The 17,316-nt window shown below is 58.5% G+C and carries 18 protein-coding genes and 1 tRNA gene; 7 read left to right on the top strand and 12 right to left on the bottom strand.

Features of this window, described 5'->3' with window-relative positions; genetic code table 11:
* Positions 1–64 precede the first annotated feature (64 nt).
* Complete coding sequence (locus J7394_RS19205) at positions 65–925, top strand: tyrosine-protein phosphatase (protein WP_209255441.1); 861 nt, start codon at positions 65–67, stop codon at positions 923–925.
* Positions 926–1,090: 165 nt separating this feature from the next.
* Positions 1,091–1,747, top strand: a complete 657-nt coding sequence (locus J7394_RS19210) for a twin-arginine translocation pathway signal (protein ID WP_209255442.1) — start codon at positions 1,091–1,093, stop codon at positions 1,745–1,747.
* Positions 1,748–1,891: 144 nt separating this feature from the next.
* Here J7394_RS19210 and J7394_RS19215 read toward each other — a convergent pair whose 3' ends face one another.
* From J7394_RS19215 to J7394_RS19235, 5 genes are all read right to left on the bottom strand, one after another.
* Entirely contained in the window at positions 1,892–2,443 is a 552-nt protein-coding gene (locus J7394_RS19215) for a GNAT family N-acetyltransferase (RefSeq protein WP_209255443.1), read from the bottom strand.
* Positions 2,440–2,994: a helix-turn-helix transcriptional regulator gene (locus tag J7394_RS19220; RefSeq protein WP_209255444.1), complete on the bottom strand. Its 555-nt coding sequence runs from the start codon at positions 2,992–2,994 to the stop codon at positions 2,440–2,442. The genes J7394_RS19215 and J7394_RS19220 overlap by 4 nt, the downstream gene beginning before the upstream one ends.
* A gap of 119 nt (positions 2,995–3,113) precedes the next feature.
* Positions 3,114–4,130, bottom strand: a complete 1,017-nt coding sequence (locus J7394_RS19225; RefSeq protein ID WP_209255445.1) for a Fe(3+) ABC transporter substrate-binding protein — start codon at positions 4,128–4,130, stop codon at positions 3,114–3,116.
* 202 nt (positions 4,131–4,332) lie between these two features.
* Positions 4,333–4,458: a type B 50S ribosomal protein L36 gene (gene ykgO / locus J7394_RS19230; RefSeq protein WP_008755722.1), complete on the bottom strand. Its 126-nt coding sequence runs from the start codon at positions 4,456–4,458 to the stop codon at positions 4,333–4,335.
* 91 nt (positions 4,459–4,549) lie between these two features.
* Positions 4,550–4,624: transfer RNA gene (locus J7394_RS19235), tRNA-Val, on the bottom strand.
* Positions 4,625–4,771: 147 nt separating this feature from the next.
* On the opposite strand from J7394_RS19235, the gene J7394_RS19240 reads away from it, so the two are divergent.
* Positions 4,772–5,632, top strand: coding sequence for an N-formylglutamate amidohydrolase (locus tag J7394_RS19240; RefSeq protein ID WP_209255453.1), 861 nt, complete (start codon positions 4,772–4,774; stop codon positions 5,630–5,632).
* Positions 5,633–5,737: 105 nt separating this feature from the next.
* Here the strand turns inward: J7394_RS19240 and J7394_RS19245 are convergent, their stop codons facing one another.
* Together J7394_RS19245 and pyrF are read right to left on the bottom strand one after the other, a co-directional pair.
* Positions 5,738–6,991, bottom strand: a complete 1,254-nt coding sequence (locus J7394_RS19245) for a DNA polymerase IV (protein ID WP_209255455.1) — start codon at positions 6,989–6,991, stop codon at positions 5,738–5,740.
* A gap of 388 nt (positions 6,992–7,379) precedes the next feature.
* Positions 7,380–8,084 (bottom strand): orotidine-5'-phosphate decarboxylase, encoded by a 705-nt coding sequence (gene pyrF / locus J7394_RS19250; protein ID WP_209255462.1) that lies wholly within the window; start codon positions 8,082–8,084, stop codon positions 7,380–7,382.
* Between the two features lie 139 nt (positions 8,085–8,223).
* Between pyrF and J7394_RS19255 the strand changes: the two genes are divergently transcribed.
* The gene (locus J7394_RS19255) at positions 8,224–8,541 is read left to right on the top strand and encodes a hypothetical protein (protein ID WP_209255464.1); all 318 of its coding nucleotides are present in this window, start codon (positions 8,224–8,226) and stop codon (positions 8,539–8,541) included.
* Here J7394_RS19255 and J7394_RS19260 read toward each other — a convergent pair.
* The gene (locus J7394_RS19260) at positions 8,511–9,095 is read right to left on the bottom strand and encodes an isopropylmalate isomerase (protein ID WP_209255466.1); all 585 of its coding nucleotides are present in this window, start codon (positions 9,093–9,095) and stop codon (positions 8,511–8,513) included. The genes J7394_RS19255 and J7394_RS19260 overlap by 31 nt on opposite strands.
* A gap of 190 nt (positions 9,096–9,285) precedes the next feature.
* Between J7394_RS19260 and clpB the strand changes: the two genes are divergently transcribed.
* On the top strand, positions 9,286–11,904 hold the full coding sequence (gene clpB, locus J7394_RS19265) for an ATP-dependent chaperone ClpB (RefSeq protein ID WP_209255468.1): 2,619 nt from the start codon (positions 9,286–9,288) through the stop codon (positions 11,902–11,904).
* A gap of 98 nt (positions 11,905–12,002) precedes the next feature.
* Here the strand turns inward: clpB and J7394_RS19270 are convergent, their stop codons facing one another.
* From J7394_RS19270 to J7394_RS19285, 4 genes are all read right to left on the bottom strand, one after another.
* The gene (locus J7394_RS19270; protein ID WP_209255471.1) at positions 12,003–12,422 is read right to left on the bottom strand and encodes a hypothetical protein; all 420 of its coding nucleotides are present in this window, start codon (positions 12,420–12,422) and stop codon (positions 12,003–12,005) included.
* Between the two features lie 161 nt (positions 12,423–12,583).
* The gene (locus J7394_RS19275; protein ID WP_209255473.1) at positions 12,584–13,399 is read right to left on the bottom strand and encodes a cyclase family protein; all 816 of its coding nucleotides are present in this window, start codon (positions 13,397–13,399) and stop codon (positions 12,584–12,586) included.
* Between the two features lie 128 nt (positions 13,400–13,527).
* Positions 13,528–14,487, bottom strand: coding sequence for a hypothetical protein (locus tag J7394_RS19280; RefSeq protein WP_209255475.1), 960 nt, complete (start codon positions 14,485–14,487; stop codon positions 13,528–13,530).
* Between the two features lie 453 nt (positions 14,488–14,940).
* Complete coding sequence (locus J7394_RS19285) at positions 14,941–15,132, bottom strand: hypothetical protein (RefSeq protein WP_209255478.1); 192 nt, start codon at positions 15,130–15,132, stop codon at positions 14,941–14,943.
* A gap of 352 nt (positions 15,133–15,484) precedes the next feature.
* Here J7394_RS19285 and msrP point away from each other — a divergent pair, with 352 nt between their 5' ends.
* Together msrP and msrQ are read left to right on the top strand one after the other, a co-directional pair.
* Entirely contained in the window at positions 15,485–16,387 is a 903-nt protein-coding gene (gene msrP, locus J7394_RS19290) for a protein-methionine-sulfoxide reductase catalytic subunit MsrP (protein WP_209255480.1), read from the top strand.
* 3 nt (positions 16,388–16,390) lie between these two features.
* Positions 16,391–17,005 carry a protein-methionine-sulfoxide reductase heme-binding subunit MsrQ gene (msrQ, locus tag J7394_RS19295; RefSeq protein ID WP_209255482.1) on the top strand — a complete coding sequence of 205 codons (615 nt, stop codon included), beginning with the start codon at positions 16,391–16,393 and terminating at the stop codon, positions 17,003–17,005.
* Positions 17,006–17,316 lie beyond the last annotated feature (311 nt).

The raw sequence follows: 17,316 nt of genomic DNA on the forward strand, positions 1-17,316 counted from the left end.
CGAGCGTCACGTCCTTCGGGGCGTGGCGATCACAGTCCCGCTCGACACAACAATGGAGAGAGACATGAGACTATTCAGATCAATCGTTGCGGCGACACTGCTGGTAGTCGCCGGTACCTTTCATCCTGTTCTCGCGGCCGAAGATCGTGCCGTCCCGCTAGAAGGGGTGTTGAATACACGTGACCTGGGTGGCCTGACAACGCAGGACGGTCGCACCGTACGGGCAGGGCAGCTCATCAGATCTGGTGAGATCGACCAGATCAGCGCAACGAGCATGCAGCGCCTGGACGACATGGGTGTCAGCGCAATCGTCGATTTGCGAACAACGTCCGAGGCAACGGCGCATCCCGCGCAATGGCCCGAAGGGCAGGGTCCCGCGCGCCATCACTTCCCAGTGATGGAGAATGAAAGCCAGATGATTGATGATATGCGTGCCAGCATCAAGGCGGGAACGGCAACCGAAGCAGAAACAGACGCTTTGTTCTTAGGCGCCTTTGGCTATATCGCAACTGACTACACTGAAGAGTATCGTGATCTGTTCGACGTGTTGCTGGACCAGCCCGAGGGTGAGGCGGTTCTGTATCATTGTTCGGGCGGCAAGGATCGCACCGGCGTCGCGACCGCGCTCGTTCTGACTGCGCTGGGCGTCACCAAAGACGACATCCAAACGGATTTCATGATGAGCAATACGCTCAAGGACGCGGACAACAAGGCCCAACAGATCGCAGCCGAGGTCAATGCGGCAGAAGGGACAAATATGACGCCCGAAGCGGTCTGGCCGTCGTTGGGGGTGCGAGAGGCCTATCTTGACGAATTCTACAAGAGCGTTGAGGCAAGCTATGGCTCGGTCGACGACTACCTGCGTGAGGGCCTTGGGATGACGGACGCGGATTTTGAAACCCTGCGCAACCGGTATCTGAACTAGGCCGCCCGCGATAACCCGCATGTGAAAACTGAGGGCCGAAGGCTGTCGGTATCGGAATCCAAAGCAGTGCGAAGCAAGCGATCGTGCCATAGTCCAGCCAACGGGTTTCCACCACGAAGGCTCTCGGGTACGGTTCTGCAAAAGTATAGTCGAGAGGAGCAAGAAATGCGGCGCTTTATGCCTTGGGCTTTCATTGCGATGATGGGGTTTTTCCACCTTTCAAGTAGCTCTGCTGCCAATGCTCAGAACTTTTTGGACAAAGTGACGGAAGGGGTTTCTGATGCCGCCCGAAAAGTTGGGGATGTCGCTGAAACAACGGGCGATACAGTACTGCACGCCGCGGATGTGGCGACTGCGTCCGAGATCGACGCCCGTGTAGATGCAGCACTCGCGCAACTCCTCGCGAGTCCCCCCGAGGCGGCAGATCTGTCCAACAAGGCAGTCGCTATTTTGGTTTTTCCCAGGATCACCAAAGGCGGCCTGATGGTTGGAGGTCAGTTTGGAGAAGGCGCGATGCGTGAAAACGGTGCCACGACCGGGTACTACAGTATTGCCGGTGCGTCCTATGGTTTTCAGGCGGGCATTCAGCATTTCTCTTACGCGCTGTTTTTCCTCAACTCCGATGCCCTTGCCTATATGCAGAACAACGATGGGTGGGAGGTCGGCAGTGGCCCTACACTCGTAGGCGGTGATGAAGGCTGGTCGGCCTCGATGGGAACAAACGATTTGCAGGGCGACATCGTGCCTATCATCTTTGGGCAAGAAGGGCTTATGGCAGGCGCAGGTCTTCAGGGTACAAAGATCACCAAGATCGAAAAGTGAATTGCTGGGGGACTGCGTCACATGCATGGGGCGCGCGCTTCTTGATACGAGGCACCCATTGCCTCTCTTCAAATAGTCCCGTTTGATCCGTCGCGAGGGTCGCCTGCTTTCCGTCCGAAAACCTGACGACCCGGACAGATCTCCTTACAGTGCGACTCCGGTTTGTGGCTTCGGCGCCTGGGTAAGGTCCTTAAACATGAAGGTTGTCGGCTCTAGCGCGGGTTCGAATGGGTTGCGGCAGTAGTTTGGAATCTCTCCTGCTGTTTGAAAGCCAAGGCCTTGGTAGAGAATCCGCGATGGGTCGGTGCTGCGCGTATCGAGCACCAGCATTGTTCTGCCCTGCTCAGATGAGCGGGCAAAGAGCGCGGTCATCAATCTGCGCCCTAGGCCTTGGCGTCGCGCATCGGGATGGACCAAAAGCTTGGCGACATCGGCGCGGTGCGGTTGATTAGGCATAGAGGCCGGAATCAATTGCACCGTCCCACGGATGCGCCCTTGGCTTTCTGCAACAAACAGGTCCAACGTCCCTGCTCGCAGTTCAGGGCGAACGCGAGTCTCCCAATAGCGCTGGGCGTCTGCGTGGTGGAACGGCAAGATGAACCCGATACTCGCGCCCGCATGTACGCAATCATGCAGGATGTCGGTCAGGTCATCGAGCGCCGCGTCGAAAGTGGCATCGGTCAGTCGTGTGATCATATCAACACCAGCATATAGCGCGCGCCTCGGCTGGCGCCGGTTTCAAATCGTGTCGGGCCGGATAGGTGGTATCGCAGGCAGTCTCCTCCACCGAGCGCGTGCGCCGTGCCGTCCACGGTGAGCGTCAGGCTTCCATCCAGAACGATCAGGTGGTGTTCCTGCCCCGGCTTCGGAGGCGTTTCGTAACGAACCACCGTATCCGGCGGCAGGTGGCATTCCAGCACCTCACCGCTCAATCCGGTTGAAGGTGGCGAGACGGATCGGCGCGTGAACCCCGTTTCGGGATCGCTCCACTCAGGCTGCCGTTCAAACGGGACCTTGGGGTCGAAACTGTCCTCGACCATCATCAGCAGGCGCGACATGGGCAGACCATACGCGGCGCAAAGTCGGCCGAGTGTTTCTGCCGTCGGGCTGACCCCCGCCTTTTCCATACGCGACAGGGTTGCCCGGCTGACACCGCTGTTGTCTGCCAGTTGATCCAATGACCAGCCGTGGCTTTGGCGCAGCTCCTTCAGGCGGATGGCAAGGCGGTTTGAGAGGGAATCCAGCAATGTTCAATTATGAGAATAGTTTCCACATGTGGGAATAATAGCTTTGAAATATAATATTGCAAAAGAAAAAGGGCGCGGAATTTGCCGCGCCCTTTATACTTCGTAGGTATGGAGGTGTCTTACTTCCAGCCAACCTCGTTAAAGGTTTTCTGCGCTTCGGGCAGGTTTTTGGCGACGGCAGACAGATCAACATCGTCTGCTTTGAAATCGCCCAGCTCGGCCACGGACTCGGAAACGGCGACGCCCTCAACCGTTGGGTATTCGTCGTTGCCGGCCGAGAAATACTGTTGCGCCTGATCGCTTGCCAGATATTCCAGGAACTTGATGGCGTTGTCCTTGTGAGGCGCATTTGCGGCAACACCGCCACCCGACAGGTTCACATGCGCGCCATTGCCGTCCTGATCCGGGAACACCCAGCCGATCACGTCACGCTCGGCCGAGACGCCATCGACGTCTTTCCGGATCGCGCGGGCAAAGTAGTAGGTGTTGGACACGGCAAGGTCACACTCACCTGAGACGACGCCGCGCAGCTGGTCGGTGTCACCGCCTTGCGGGTCACGCGCCATGTTGGCCACTACGCCTTCGGCCCAGGTTTTGGCGGCTTCGGATCCGGCGTTTTCGATGATCGAGGCCAGCAGGGTCTGGTTGTAGACATTGGTACTGGAGCGGATGCAAAGCTGGCCCTTGTATTTGGGGTCTGCCAGATCAGCATAGGTCTGCGGTGGCTCGGAGACTGCGTTCTTGTTGTAGAAAATGATGCGCGCCCGCTGCGAGAAGCCAAACCACTGGTTGTCGCTGTCCTGCAGGTTCGACGGGATACGCTCTTCCAATACTGCGCTGTCGATTGTCTGCAAAACGCCCGCGTTCTTCGCGCGCTCTAGCCGCGAGGTGTCGACGGTCAGCAGAATATCAGCGGGGGAGTTCACGCCCTCGGCTTCCATACGCGCGATCAGCTCGTCTGCTTTACCTTCGATTCGGTTGATGGTGATGCCGGTCGCGTCCTCGAAATCCGAATAGAGGCGTTCGTCGGTGTCGTAGTGGCGCGACGAATAGATGTTCAGCTCGCCTTCTGCTGCGGCAGATGTGGCGACCATGGCCGCAAGGCCAGCCGCGATACAGGTCGTGGATTTAAACATGATTGCTCCCAACATTGAGTAGTCCACCGGGGTAAACCCGAGTTAAACACTCAATTAACGTATTGGGCTTGCTTTGCAAGCAAAACCCGACAAAAATCGTGCGACATATGGGGTGCTTTGGACGGCGACGCTGAACGAAGCCAGTAAGCACAAAAAAACCGCACCCAAAGGCGCGGTTCTTTCGAAGATATATGTGCAGTTCTTAGCCCTGGCGAGCTTTGAACTTGCGTTGCGTCTTGTTGATCACGTAGACGCGGCCTTTGCGACGCACAATACGGCAATCACGGTGCCGGTTCTTGAGCGAGCGGAGCGAGTTCTTGACCTTCATGGGTCTGTCTCCAATCTGCGGCGCCTTCATCAAAGACGTGGCCAGCGCCTGGGTTTGTCGGGTGCCCCGGCGAGCCGAAGCAGTGAATAGATGGTGGGCGGTACAAGGATCGAACTTGTGACCCCTTCGATGTCAACGAAGTGCTCTACCGCTGAGCTAACCGCCCACGTCCCTTTGCGTGTCCTGCCCCATAACGAAATGGGGCGCGGATACCCGCGCCGGTAGCGGGGTCTATAAAAGGAGTCGCAAAGGGGTTCAAGGGGTTTGGAAGAACTATTTTCCAGTCTATGTTAATCCTGAACACGGAGAGACCATGAAGAACCCTTCCTATTTTCTGGATATGCCCGAAAACCGCAGTTCATGCGTTGTTTTTTCATCGCCGCATAGTGGCCGCGACTATCCAGAGGCGTTTCTGAAGCGCTCGGTTTTGGGGTCTGATGTGATTCGATCCTCGGAAGATGCCTTTGTGGATCAGCTCTTTGCCTCGGCCTCGGATTTTGGGGCGCCGTTGATCAAGGCGGCGATGCCACGGGCTTATCTGGACCTTAACCGCAGCGCGGATGAGCTGGACCCGGCCCTGATTCAGGGTGCGAAGAGGCAAGGGCACAATCCGCGTGTGGCCTCGGGGCTTGGGGTGATTCCCCGCGTGGTGGCAAATGGGCGGGCGATTTATCGTGGCAAACTGACCATGGATGAGGCGCGCCTGCGCATCGACACCTATTGGCGCCCCTATCACAGCCGCCTAAAGACCTTGCTGGCGGAGTCACATGCGAAATTCGGGCAGGCGATTCTGGTCGATTGCCATTCGATGCCGCATGAGGCGGTTGCCATGGCCAGCACCGCCCGCAACACACGCCCCGAGATCGTGCTGGGCGATCGTTTCGGTGCATCGGCATCAACCGAGATCGTGGATCGAATTGAGGCTGCCTTTGCCTCGGCCGGATTGGTCGTCGCGCGGAACGCGCCCTTTGCCGGGGCTTATGTGACCCAAACCTACGGCCGCCCCGGTCGGCAGCAACACGCGATTCAGGTTGAGATCGACCGCTCGATCTACATGAACGAAGACACGATCTCGCCCAATACCAATTTCATGGCGTTCTCCAAGACACTGCGGCAAGTGATCGCCGAGATCGCCGAGATCGGTTCCGAACCGCAACGGCTGGCAGCGGAATAAGGCGCTTCGAGTTTACCTAAAAAGCATGCGATACGAGTGTCCCGAGAGCGCCGAAGGCGTGGCAGGGTATTCGTGTCACAGATTGAACCCGAAGCGCCGTAAGCGTCACCGCAGCGCGCGGCCTTTCACGATTGCATCACTTCCGAACCGTTTGCGAATCTCATCCGTGGCGCGCTCGGCCTGAGACCTGCGTGTCGCGTTCGGGTCCAGCAAGTCGCCCGAGATATCTGCCTGGTCCGCCGGGCACAGATCGGACAACCCGCATCCCAACAGGCGATAGGGACCCTGATCTCCCACCTGATCGAACAACCCACGCGCGGTTCTGTAGATGCGGTCCGCGATCTGGGTCGCATCGCGCAGCGAGACGCGGCGCGTGATGATCTTGTGATTGGCCTTTTTCAGTTTCAGCGTCACCACCCGGCCTGCCAGATCTTTGGCCTTGGCCCGGTCCGAGACCTTCAGCGCCATGCGCCACAGATGTCCGTCCAGAATCTCGAGGTTGGAGGTGTCTTCGAAAAACGTGGTTTCGTTGCTGATCGACTTCATCGGCTCATGGGCCGAGACCCGGCGCTTGTCCTGACCGCGTGCCAGATGCCACAGACGATACCCCATCGATCCGAACCGGGCCGTCAGCGCCTCCTGATCCCAGCGCAGCAGGTCCGAGAAGGTGCGGATTCCTGCGCGCTCCAGCGATTCCTGCGCTGCCGGGCCGATGCCCCAGATCAGTCTGACGGGTTTGTCGTACAGGAAGTCAGCCGTCTCGGCCTGCCCGATCACGGAGAACCCCCGCGGCTTGTCCAGGTCCGAGGCGACCTTGGCCAGAAACTTGTTGTGGCTCAACCCGATGGAGCCGGTCAGCCCCAGCTCATCCTTCATGCGTTTGACCAAACGCGCCAGCATCACCGCAGGCGGCGCGCCATGCAGACGTTCGGTGCCGGAGAGATCGAGGAAAGCCTCGTCCAGCGACAGGGGTTCGATCTTGGGTGTCAGCTCATCCATCATCGCACGGATCTGACGGGATACCTCGGCGTAGACCGACATGCGCGGTTTGATCACCACGGCGTCCGGACATAGTTGTAGAGCCTTAAACATCGGCATGGCCGAGCGCACGCCCCGGATGCGCGCCACGTAGCAAGCGGTTGAAACGACCCCACGTCTCCCACCGCCTACAATTACCGCCTTGTCCGCCAATTCAGGATTGTCGCGCTTTTCGACCGAGGCATAGAACGCGTCGCAATCCATATGCGCAATCGACAGGTCAAACAGCTCAGGGTGCGATTTCAGCCGCGGGCTACCGCAGGATGGGCATCGCGGCGCGTCCGGGAAACTGGTCAGGCATTCGCGGCAGATCGTGGGCATGGCTACTTTTCCCGACCCGAAAAGGGTGGCTCCGGGTGTTCGAAGCTATAGTGTCTATCGGCTTTCGTGTGAACGCAACAGAGGCTTCGACGATCTTCAGAAATCTGGCGGTTTGAGCTGAGAGACGCGCCGTCAAGAAAACCCCCCGCTTGGGGCGGGGGGAAGGTAACGAACCACAGGAAGAGGTAGTTCGTTGGGGAGTAACTCCGCCCCAGAATCGCTCAAAACGCTATATTTAGATAGGTGGCGGCATGATTCCCCAAAACTTGCGCCGGTTTTGTGTGTTTTCGGGCACAGGGGGAAATCAGGGGAATATTCCCCCTGTTGACCTAAGGTAAAGAAATCACTGCTGTTTCGGAGGTCTGAGGCGTTGAATGCCCGTCCGCGATCAATGGGGTGTCAATGATTTTAACTCGGCCAGAACGGCCTCGGCTGCGGCTTTCGGGTCCTCCGCCTGATAGATCGGACGCCCGACAACAATATGATCCGCCCCATCTCCGATCGCACTGGCCGGCGTTGCGACGCGTTTTTGATCGCCCAGAGCAGCCCCGGCAGGGCGCACGCCCGGCGTCACGATCAACCGGCCCTCGGCCTGGGGCAGGGCGCGGATCAGCGCGGCCTCTTGCGGGCTGGCGATTACGCCATCGGCGCCAGCCTCCAGCGCTTTGGCCGCGCGTTCAACCACCAGATCCTGCACATCGCCCGTCTTCAACAGGCTGGCATCCAGGTCATCGCGGTTGAGCGAGGTCAGGATCGTCACCGCAAGGATTTTCAGGTCCTTGCCGGAGGCACCCTCTTTCGCCGCGCGCACCACATGCGGGTCGCCATGAACGGTCAGGAAATCCAGATCGAACTGCGCCAGACCACGGACAGCGTTTTCTACCGTATTGCCGATGTCGAACAGCTTCATGTCCAGAAAGATCCGCTTGCCATGGTCCTGTTTCAGCTCATTGGCCAGAGCCAGACCGCCGCCCGTCAGCATTCCCAGCCCGATCTTGTAGAACGAGACCGCATCACCCAACCGTTCGGCCATCGCCAAACCTTGCAGAGCGTTCGGGACGTCAAGGGCTACGATCAGGCGGTCATCGGACATGTTGGGTCTCCTTGCTGGCAAACGTCTGCCTCCTAGCGGGTTCGGGCGCAACTGTCCATGCGGGTCCGCTCAATCGAAAGAGGATGATCTGTGTTACAGTGGCTCAAATCGATCAATAGGTCACATGAAGGGACAGAACATGAGAAAGCTTGCCTTGCTGGGAGTGGCGCTGATGATGGGCGCCTGCGACGAACCCGCCTCAGGCACATCCGACACAGGCGCGGCGCCCGCGCCGACCAATGACAACCTGCCTCTGGTTCGGGGCTACCGATCCGAGGATGATTGGTGCCAGCTAACTGGTGAGAGCGCCTTTACCGTCGAATTTCTGGATCACACCGCCGATCTTGTCTCGTGCCCGACCGGCAGCAGTGCCGAACAATCCTTGGTCGAGACATATGCGTTAGAGCTAGTGGCGCAAACCGGCGGCTATTCGGTATACTCCATTCCGCGCGGCTGACGGCGTCTGCCCACCCATGTTGCATTCGCCGCGATCAGGGCGATTCCGGACAGTTCCAGAAGCCAGTTCATTCGGATCGACATGATCTCGGCACCTAGAAACGCATCGAAGTTGTGAAACCCTGCGGCGCGGATCATCACAAAGCAGATCAGAGTGACAAAGCCGATCAGGGCGATGCCGACCTCTCGCAAGTGTTTACGTAGGAACCAGAGGCTGACAAGCGCGATCCAGAAGCCGCTGAACACGACCACAAGGATAAAGCCGATCTGAACGGACCTTCGATCCTCGTACCAACCTTGCAACTGCGATAGGCATCGGGCGCTGGCCGTAAGCGCGGACTGCAGATCCAGCTGTTTATTGACCATCAGCGCAAACAGCAGCAGCGCGAGGATTAGCCAGAACCACCGGACGCGGGAATTGCGCCTTGCGCGCAGGCACAGGAGCGCGGCGATACCGTATGCGGCAACCGTGAGCCAACCGATCACGCTTGGGTCGCCAATGGTGGGCGACCATTGCTCTGCAATGCAGTTACGTAGCGCAGTGGCTGAGATCATAGACGCGCGCTCCTAAGACGGTTTTTCGCAATTGACCGAGATCATTCAGGTTCCCAGCATGCATCATGTTATTCTGCCAAGACAATCTTGAATACACGCCGACATTACCCAGATTGAATGTGAGGCCTCAATCGACGCGTGCCGCCAAGCGGGCGCATCAAAACGGGGCGCTTGAGAAAAGGAGAATGCTATGGACTTGAACAAGTTCACCGAGCGGGCACGGGGATTCGTGCAAGCTGCGCAGACCATTGCGCTGCGCGAGGGGCACCAGAGGCTGGAGCCTACACATATACTCAAGGCATTGATGGACGATGATCAGGGGCTGGCGAGCAACCTGATCACCCGCGCGGGCGGCGCGCCGAACCGCGTGGTTGAGGCGTTGGATGCCGCGATGGGGAAAATCCCTAAGGTCAGCGGTGACGCGAGCCAGATTTACATGGATGGCCAGACGGCCAAGGTTCTGGACGAGGCCGAGAAGATTGCCACCAAGGCGGGCGATAGCTTTGTGCCCGTGGAACGGGTGCTGATGGCGCTCTGCATGGTCAAATCCAAAGCCAAGGACGCTTTGGAGGCCGGGGCCGTTTCTGCTCAGAAACTGAACGAAGCGATCAACGATATCCGCAAGGGCCGCACCGCGGACACCGCTTCGGCCGAAGAGGGCTATGACGCGCTCAAGAAATATGCGCGCGATCTGACTGAGGCTGCGGCTGAGGGCAAGATTGACCCGATCATCGGGCGGGATGAGGAAATCAGACGCTCGATGCAGGTTCTGTCGCGCCGGACCAAAAACAACCCGGTTCTGATCGGTGAACCCGGTGTCGGTAAAACCGCGATTGCCGAGGGTATGGCACTTCGCATCATTAACGGCGACGTACCGGAATCGCTGAAAGACAAGAAGCTGCTGGCGCTGGATATGGGTGCGCTGATTGCTGGTGCGAAATACCGCGGTGAGTTCGAAGAGCGCCTCAAGGCCGTTCTGACCGAGGTGACCGAGGCCGCCGGGGAAATCATCCTTTTCATCGACGAGATGCATACGCTGGTCGGCGCCGGTAAATCCGACGGCGCGATGGATGCCGCCAACCTGATCAAGCCTGCGCTTGCCCGGGGTGAGCTGCATTGTATCGGCGCGACCACGCTGGATGAGTACCGCAAATACGTCGAAAAAGACGCGGCCCTTGCGCGTCGGTTCCAGCCCGTTGTCGTGGCCGAGCCTACGGTTGAGGACACGATCAGCATCCTGCGTGGCATCAAGGAAAAGTATGAGTTGCACCACGGCGTGCGTATCTCGGATTCCGCATTGGTGTCGGCAGCGACCTTGTCGCATCGTTATATCACCGACCGGTTCCTGCCCGACAAGGCCATTGACCTCGTTGACGAGGCGGCGTCGCGTCTGCGGATGGAGGTGGATTCCAAGCCTGAGGAACTCGATCAGCTGGATCGCCAGATCCTGCAGATGCAGATCGAGGAAGAGGCGCTGAAGCTTGAGGATGACGCGGCCTCGAAGGATCGTCTGGAAACCTTGCAAAAGGACCTCGCCGATCTGCAGGAGCAATCCGCAGAGATGACCGCCCAGTGGCAAGCCGAGCGCGATAAACTCGCGGGCGCGCGTGACTTGAAGGAACAGCTCGACAAGGCGCGCGCTGATCTGGAAATCGCCAAACGCGAAGGCAATCTGGCAAAAGCCGGTGAGCTGTCCTACGGCATCATCCCCGAGCTTGAGAAAAAGCTGACCGAGGCTGAAAACGCCGAAAGCAACGCCATGATGGCCGAGGAAACGGTGCGTCCGGAACAGATCGCCTCCGTGGTCGAACGCTGGACCGGTATTCCAACCGCCAAGATGCTGGAAGGGGAACGCGAGAAACTGCTGCGGATGGAAGACGATTTGCACTCCCGCGTGATCGGTCAGGATGCAGCGGTGACTGCAGTCGCCAACGCCGTGCGCCGTGCGCGTGCGGGTCTGAATGACGAGAACCGCCCCCTGGGCTCGTTCCTGTTCCTTGGCCCGACTGGCGTGGGTAAGACCGAACTGACCAAGGCCGTGGCGAACTTCCTGTTCGACGACGACAACGCGATGGTGCGCATCGACATGTCCGAGTTCATGGAGAAACACGCGGTTGCCCGTCTGATCGGTGCCCCTCCGGGCTATGTCGGGTATGACGAAGGCGGTGTGCTGACCGAGGCCGTGCGGCGCAGACCCTATCAGGTCGTGCTGTTTGATGAGGTCGAAAAGGCGCATCCGGATGTGTTCAACGTGCTGTTGCAGGTTCTGGATGATGGCGTGCTGACCGATGGTCAGGGTCGCACCGTAGACTTTAAGCAGACGCTGATAGTCCTGACGTCGAACCTCGGGTCTCAGGCGCTCAGCCAGTTGCCCGAAGGGGCAGACAGTGCACAGGCACGGAGGGATGTGATGGATGCGGTCCGGGCGCATTTCCGGCCGGAGTTCCTGAACCGACTGGACGAGACGATCATCTTTGACAGGCTCAAGCGGGCCGACATGGATGGCATCGTCGATATCCAGATGGCACGTCTGCAGAAACGCCTGGCCGCTCGAAAGATCGAGCTTGTTCTGGACGAGGGCGCGAGACAGTGGCTTGCCGATGAAGGCTATGACCCGGTCTTCGGTGCGCGCCCGCTGAAGCGCGTGATCCAGCGCGCGTTGCAGAACCCTCTGGCCGAGGCGCTGCTGGCTGGTGAGATCAAGTATGGCGAGACCGTCCCCGTCACCGCTGGCGCTGAGGGGCTGATTATCGGCGACAGGCTGGGCACCTCAGACCGACCGCGCCCGGATGATGCCGTAGTGCATTGATCTCGATAGAAACGAAAGACCCGCCGGATTGGCGGGTCTTTTGGCAGGGGCTTGTTGGACCGGGTCTGGCAGGAATATTGGTGCCGTCCGCGGCTGTATCAAGCGTCCTTTTTTGATAAGGCTTCACTCATTGCCATGTAGGATTTTACAGCGGTCACGTAGATGATGTATCCGATCACCACTAAGGCCAGAGAACTTAGTGCGGTGATGTTCTTGGGCGGCGGCGGCACTTTGCCCGGAACGGGTACCTGCTTGTAGGTTTGAAGCTCTTTGTGCGCGCCTTCGACAAGCCTCAAAAGGCTGCGCAGCGCTTTTTCATCGTCGCTATTTTGCTTCTTGATGTCTTTCAGCAACTTGCGTAGCTTGTCATCCAGAGCATCAAGTTTGACCGATTTTTTGCCCAGCTTCTTTTGCCATTTGGCATAGGCCTCGATCTGGTTTGTCTTTGCCTTGGATTTCGTCTTGTTGGCTTGATAGACAAGTTTCGTGTAATTTGTTTTGCGCGGCAAACGGGCCATACTGTCACCTATTCAATTAAAGAAAATTCAATGGCTCCATGTTCAGTTGATGCAAGTGTCGGGTCAAGAGACTGGCGCCTGTAGAGAGATTGATCAGGCGAGGCAGCACTGCCATTGCCTGCCCAAAATCAGGATCAGGCAATGGTCAGGGGATCACTCGATCACATCAACGCGAAAATCCGCGCCGGACCACCAGTGCCGCCTTTGTGTTTGGGCGCTCCTATCACCAGGGTGGCCCCTGCGGCTGGGACGCGGTCGAGATTGGCTAGACACTCGATCCCGAACCGGCCCGAGGGCAGCCAGGCGTAGTGGGTGGCGAAATCGGCAGACATGCCGTGATCCAGCGACAGCGTGTCGACCGCCATGGATCGCGCGCCGGTTTCTTCCATCAGCATCTGAGCGGCCTCAACGTGGAAGCCGGGATAGTGCTGCGCTTCTCCATCGAAATTGCGAAACGCGTCGGTTGCCGTTTTTCCGCCCCAGCCGGAGTGCATGGCGACGCAGGCGCCGTCGGGGATGTCTCCGTTCGCCGCGATCCACGCCTCGAGGTCATCGGGGGTCACGCGGGTATCGGCATCTTCGGCGGCGCGGGCGGCGATATCCACGACGCAGAGCGGTGCAACCAGATCGGTCACCGGGATTTCATCGACTGAGGCTCCGTCGGCTGAGAAATGCAGGGGCGCATCGATATGGGTGCCGGTATGTTCGTTGATCGACAAATTGAACAGGTTGAACCCGTGATCCGCAAAGTTGAACGCCTGTTCGGCGGAGACGCCCGGCTCACCTCCCCATGTTGGAAACTCGGGGCTAAGGGTGTGGGTCATGTCCTCGACCCCGCCATGCCCTGCGGCCAAGGCCGCCGGAGCGCTCGCGCCCGTTGCGGCGGCTGCCACGCCAGTGGCTGCGGCGGCTTTGAAGAAGCTCCGCCGCGACAGCATCTTGTCTTTGACGGCATTCATTACGCAGATATCACACATTCGGTATCCTCCCTGATGGGTGGCAGGGTCGGGCGACCGGTGTCGCGGACCGTACCACCTATCAGGCAGAGTGCCGCGCTGACCCCTCTTGTGTAAAGGGCGCTGTCTGTTGTGGCGCGCTGGGCGTTTTAGCGGAACTCACGGCTTTTGCGCAGGGCGCGCAGCTCTTCCGAACTCATTTTTGGGCCTGAGCTTGTCGTGGGCTGCGGTGCGGGTTGAACTAATGTCTCAGTGCTTGGGGTCTTGCGCACGGCACCACCGCTGAGGCGCAGATAGGCCAGAACCCCGCCGGCGCATTGATAGCTGAAGGCCCAACTGGCCAGAAGGGTGTAGGCCACGATGGTTGCGATCATTGGCGCAGTGACTGAAAACGGAACCGCTCCGGTCGTCATCTCGCCGATCAATTGAACTTCGTCGACCAGAGCGCTCGGACCGTAGATTGCGGTAAGTCCAACGATAAACAGAGCAAAGAAAAAGACCGCACCGACAAAGCTGATCGCCACCACCGCGAAAAGCTGCAGGAAGAAGGCGCCAAAATGGTTGAAGGGCGTGTAAGGGCGGCCATTGGGGTCCCGCCCGATCGACGCTGCGGCAATTGGCACCAGAAACCCTGCCCTTAGCGCGCAGATCGCTGCAAAGAGCAGGATCACAACACCCGAGAGCATCATGATATGCACGGGTGTCAGGGTCGCGAAGAACGCGGCCGGATCCTCGGGAACGCCGCCCCCTACGCTGACGGCACCGATGGAGAGCGCGGCGATCAGCGCGGCGGCCACACTGATCCCAATGGCTTCGACGGCGCCGTAGATAACCGCTGGAAAGACAAACTTGCGGTAACTGTTACTCGGAGAAACCTCGCAGGCCTGCAGGCCCAAACGGCTGCCGACCAGCATCGGGATGACGCCTGAGGATGCGCCCACAAAGAACGAGATCAAAACCGACAGGCCCGGAATGAGCAGCCCGATCAGCGCGCTCAGTATCCCGCCTATCAACCCGTAGACGATCAGCGCGACCAGCAGGACGGGAAAGACAACAACATAGCGCCACAAAACGGACAGCGAAAAAGGAAAGGCCTGAAATACCAGCACGGGACCAACTCTGATCAACTATTGGATGATTCCGGCATACCGAATTGAGACTGCAAGGACCAGCCGCCAAAAACCCCTTAGTCACGGGCTGACGCAGTTGCGTTACAGTCTGTTCCCGCAACCCTCACGCCTGTTCCCTTGGGTCTGTCTTACCAGCGGCCAATTTCAACGCCGAGTTGGATTCAAGAAAGTGACTCAGATGATGCATCGCTGAAGCAACAGTTTGGCACATGCCGACGTCCCCTCGAGTGCGGCGTTTCTAAACCGGGGGCAGGGTATGACTGTGCTGGTAGGTTTCGGGCTGATCGTGATGGCGCGTCCCGCCGCAGCGCCAGAACGCGTTCAGACTTAAATTCAGTGAAGCCCGATAAACAAAGAGCCTGCCGTCGGGGGCAGGCTCTGATCGTTGATCGCCTAGGTGTCAGAACCAGATCGGTTCACGGATCAGCTGGCTTATGCGCCGCTCGGCAGAGCGTTGAGGTCTTGAGCGTTGCTTTCGTTCAGGCCGGTATCTTCGCCGATCTCTTCGCAGGTTACCGGGAAGGTCTCGTTCGAGTCGCAGCCCGTGATGGGGTAGGTCTCTTTTTCGCCGCAAGCAGCGAGCAGCAAGGCAAATGCCAGGCCGGTAGCCAGTTTGGTTTTCATGTCTCGTCCTCTCCGAACTTTATGTCGTCTCAGTTTTAGCGCTATCCAAGTGACCGGCTTTGACCGATCTCAAACTCCGTCCCTTCGCGCTTAGAAAAACTTAAGCGCCTGAGCAATAGATTGGCTAGCGTCATAGTCGCGTTTGACGCAAGGTTCGCTGCAAGATTCCCGGCCATTTCGGCTAAATATGTCGATCTGCGAGTGTCAAAGTGATCCATGTTCAGTGAGAGAACACCTCTTGTCGTCCGGAATTCGTTACAGAGCGTTCTCCCAATCGTGACGCATGTTGCCTTGGTCCTGTGTTAAGAGCGCACTAGCTAACACTCGATAAACACGGATCGCGGAGACTTAGATGGCGCATCGCTGGACCAACACTTTGACACATGCCGACGTCACCCCAAGGGCGGCGTTTCTGAACCGGCGGCAGGTTATGGCCGGGCTGGCAGGTGTCGGGCTGACCGCGATGGCCCGCCCTGCAGCTGCGCAAGAGGCGCTGGAGCCGAACACCTGGGAAGAGATCACCAGCTACAACAATTTCTATGAATTCGGCACTGGCAAGGACGACCCGGCCAAATATGCCCATACACTCGTGACCGAACCCTGGAGCATTCAGATCGACGGTCTGGTCGATCGCCCCGGCACCTATGACTTCAAGGACATCATGTCCGAGATGACAGTCGAAGAACGCATCTACCGCTTCCGCTGTGTCGAGGCCTGGTCGATGGTGATTCCGTGGAACGGGTTCGAACTGGCCGGCCTGTTGAATATGGCGGGTGTGCAGGAGGGCGCGAAATTCGTGGCCTTTGAAACTGCCTACCGTCCCGATGAGATGCCCGGCACCCGCTTCCCGATTCTGGAATGGCCCTACCGCGAGGGTCTGCGTCTGGATGAGGCGATGCACCCGCTCACCATCATGGCGACAGGCATCTATGACCGTCCGATCCCGAACCAGAACGGCGCTCCGCTACGGTTGGTGGTGCCGTGGAAATACGGGTTCAAGTCGATCAAGTCGATCGTGAAGATCACTCTGTCCGAGGATGAGCCGCCCACCAGTTGGAACATGTCCGCACCGCGCGAGTATGGCTTCTATAGTAACGTGAACCCGAATGTGGATCATCCGCGCTGGTCTCAGGCGTCCGAGCGTCAGATCGGAGGCGGTCTGTTTGCCAAGCGTATTCCGACCCTCATGTTCAATGGCTATGAACAAGAGGTCGCCAGCCTGTATGAAGGTATGGACCTCAAGGAATACTATTGAGCCATGCAAGCAGTGAACCAGGCCATACGCAAGATCCCCGTTTGGGCGGTCTATTTGGCTGGGGCCCTTCCGGCCCCTTGGTTCCTGTATCTTGCGCTCACAGGGGGTCTCGGGGTCGAACCGATCACAGCGCTCGAGCATAAGCTGGGGGAACTTGCCCTGCAGCTGCTCATTCTTGGCCTGGCGGTGACCCCGCTGCGCCAGCATCTTGGCTTGAACCTCATGAAGTTCCGTCGAGCAATCGGCGTGCTGGCCTTTTCCTATGTCGCGCTGCACCTGCTGGTCTGGCTGGTGCTGGACGTTCAGCTGCTTGGCCAGATTTGGGCAGATATCCTCAAGCGCCCTTATATAACTGTTGGTATGGTGGGGTTCATTCTGTTGCTGCCTTTGGCCGTGACATCGAACAATTGGTCAGTGCGTAGACTTGGCCCGCGCTGGCGCAAGCTGCACAAGCTGGTCTATCCGGCTGTTCTGCTTGGCGGTATCCACTATGTGATGCTGGCAAAGGGTTTCCAGCTAGAGCCGCTTCTCTATCTCGCTGCGATCATAGGGCTGCTGCTCGCGCGCCTGCCGATACCGGGCCTGCTGACTCGACTTAGGCAGGCCGATTCCACGTAAGTTTTGACCGAGTCTGTGGGTAACTGTGTGAACAATGATCTGAAGGCAGTGATTCCGGATGGTCGGGGCGGTGATTGGCGGTGTCTGCGCAGTTTGCACCTTGGCTAAGCTATTGTTTTTATGAAATAAAATTGATATTTCGAATTTTTCTCCACTTTTTTGCTTTTTCCGCTTGCGGCCTTCTGCGCTAAACCTTAGAACCCCCTTCACCGGCGCTGCTGAGGCGCTGGGGCGCTGCTGAGGCGGCGGGGACGCTCGGGAGAGACCGGGGGCATCTGAGGTTGGGTTTTAGGCGGGCGCGCTGAGGGATT

The organism is Ruegeria sp. R13_0, assembly GCF_017743995.1.
GTDB lineage: Bacteria > Pseudomonadota > Alphaproteobacteria > Rhodobacterales > Rhodobacteraceae > Ruegeria.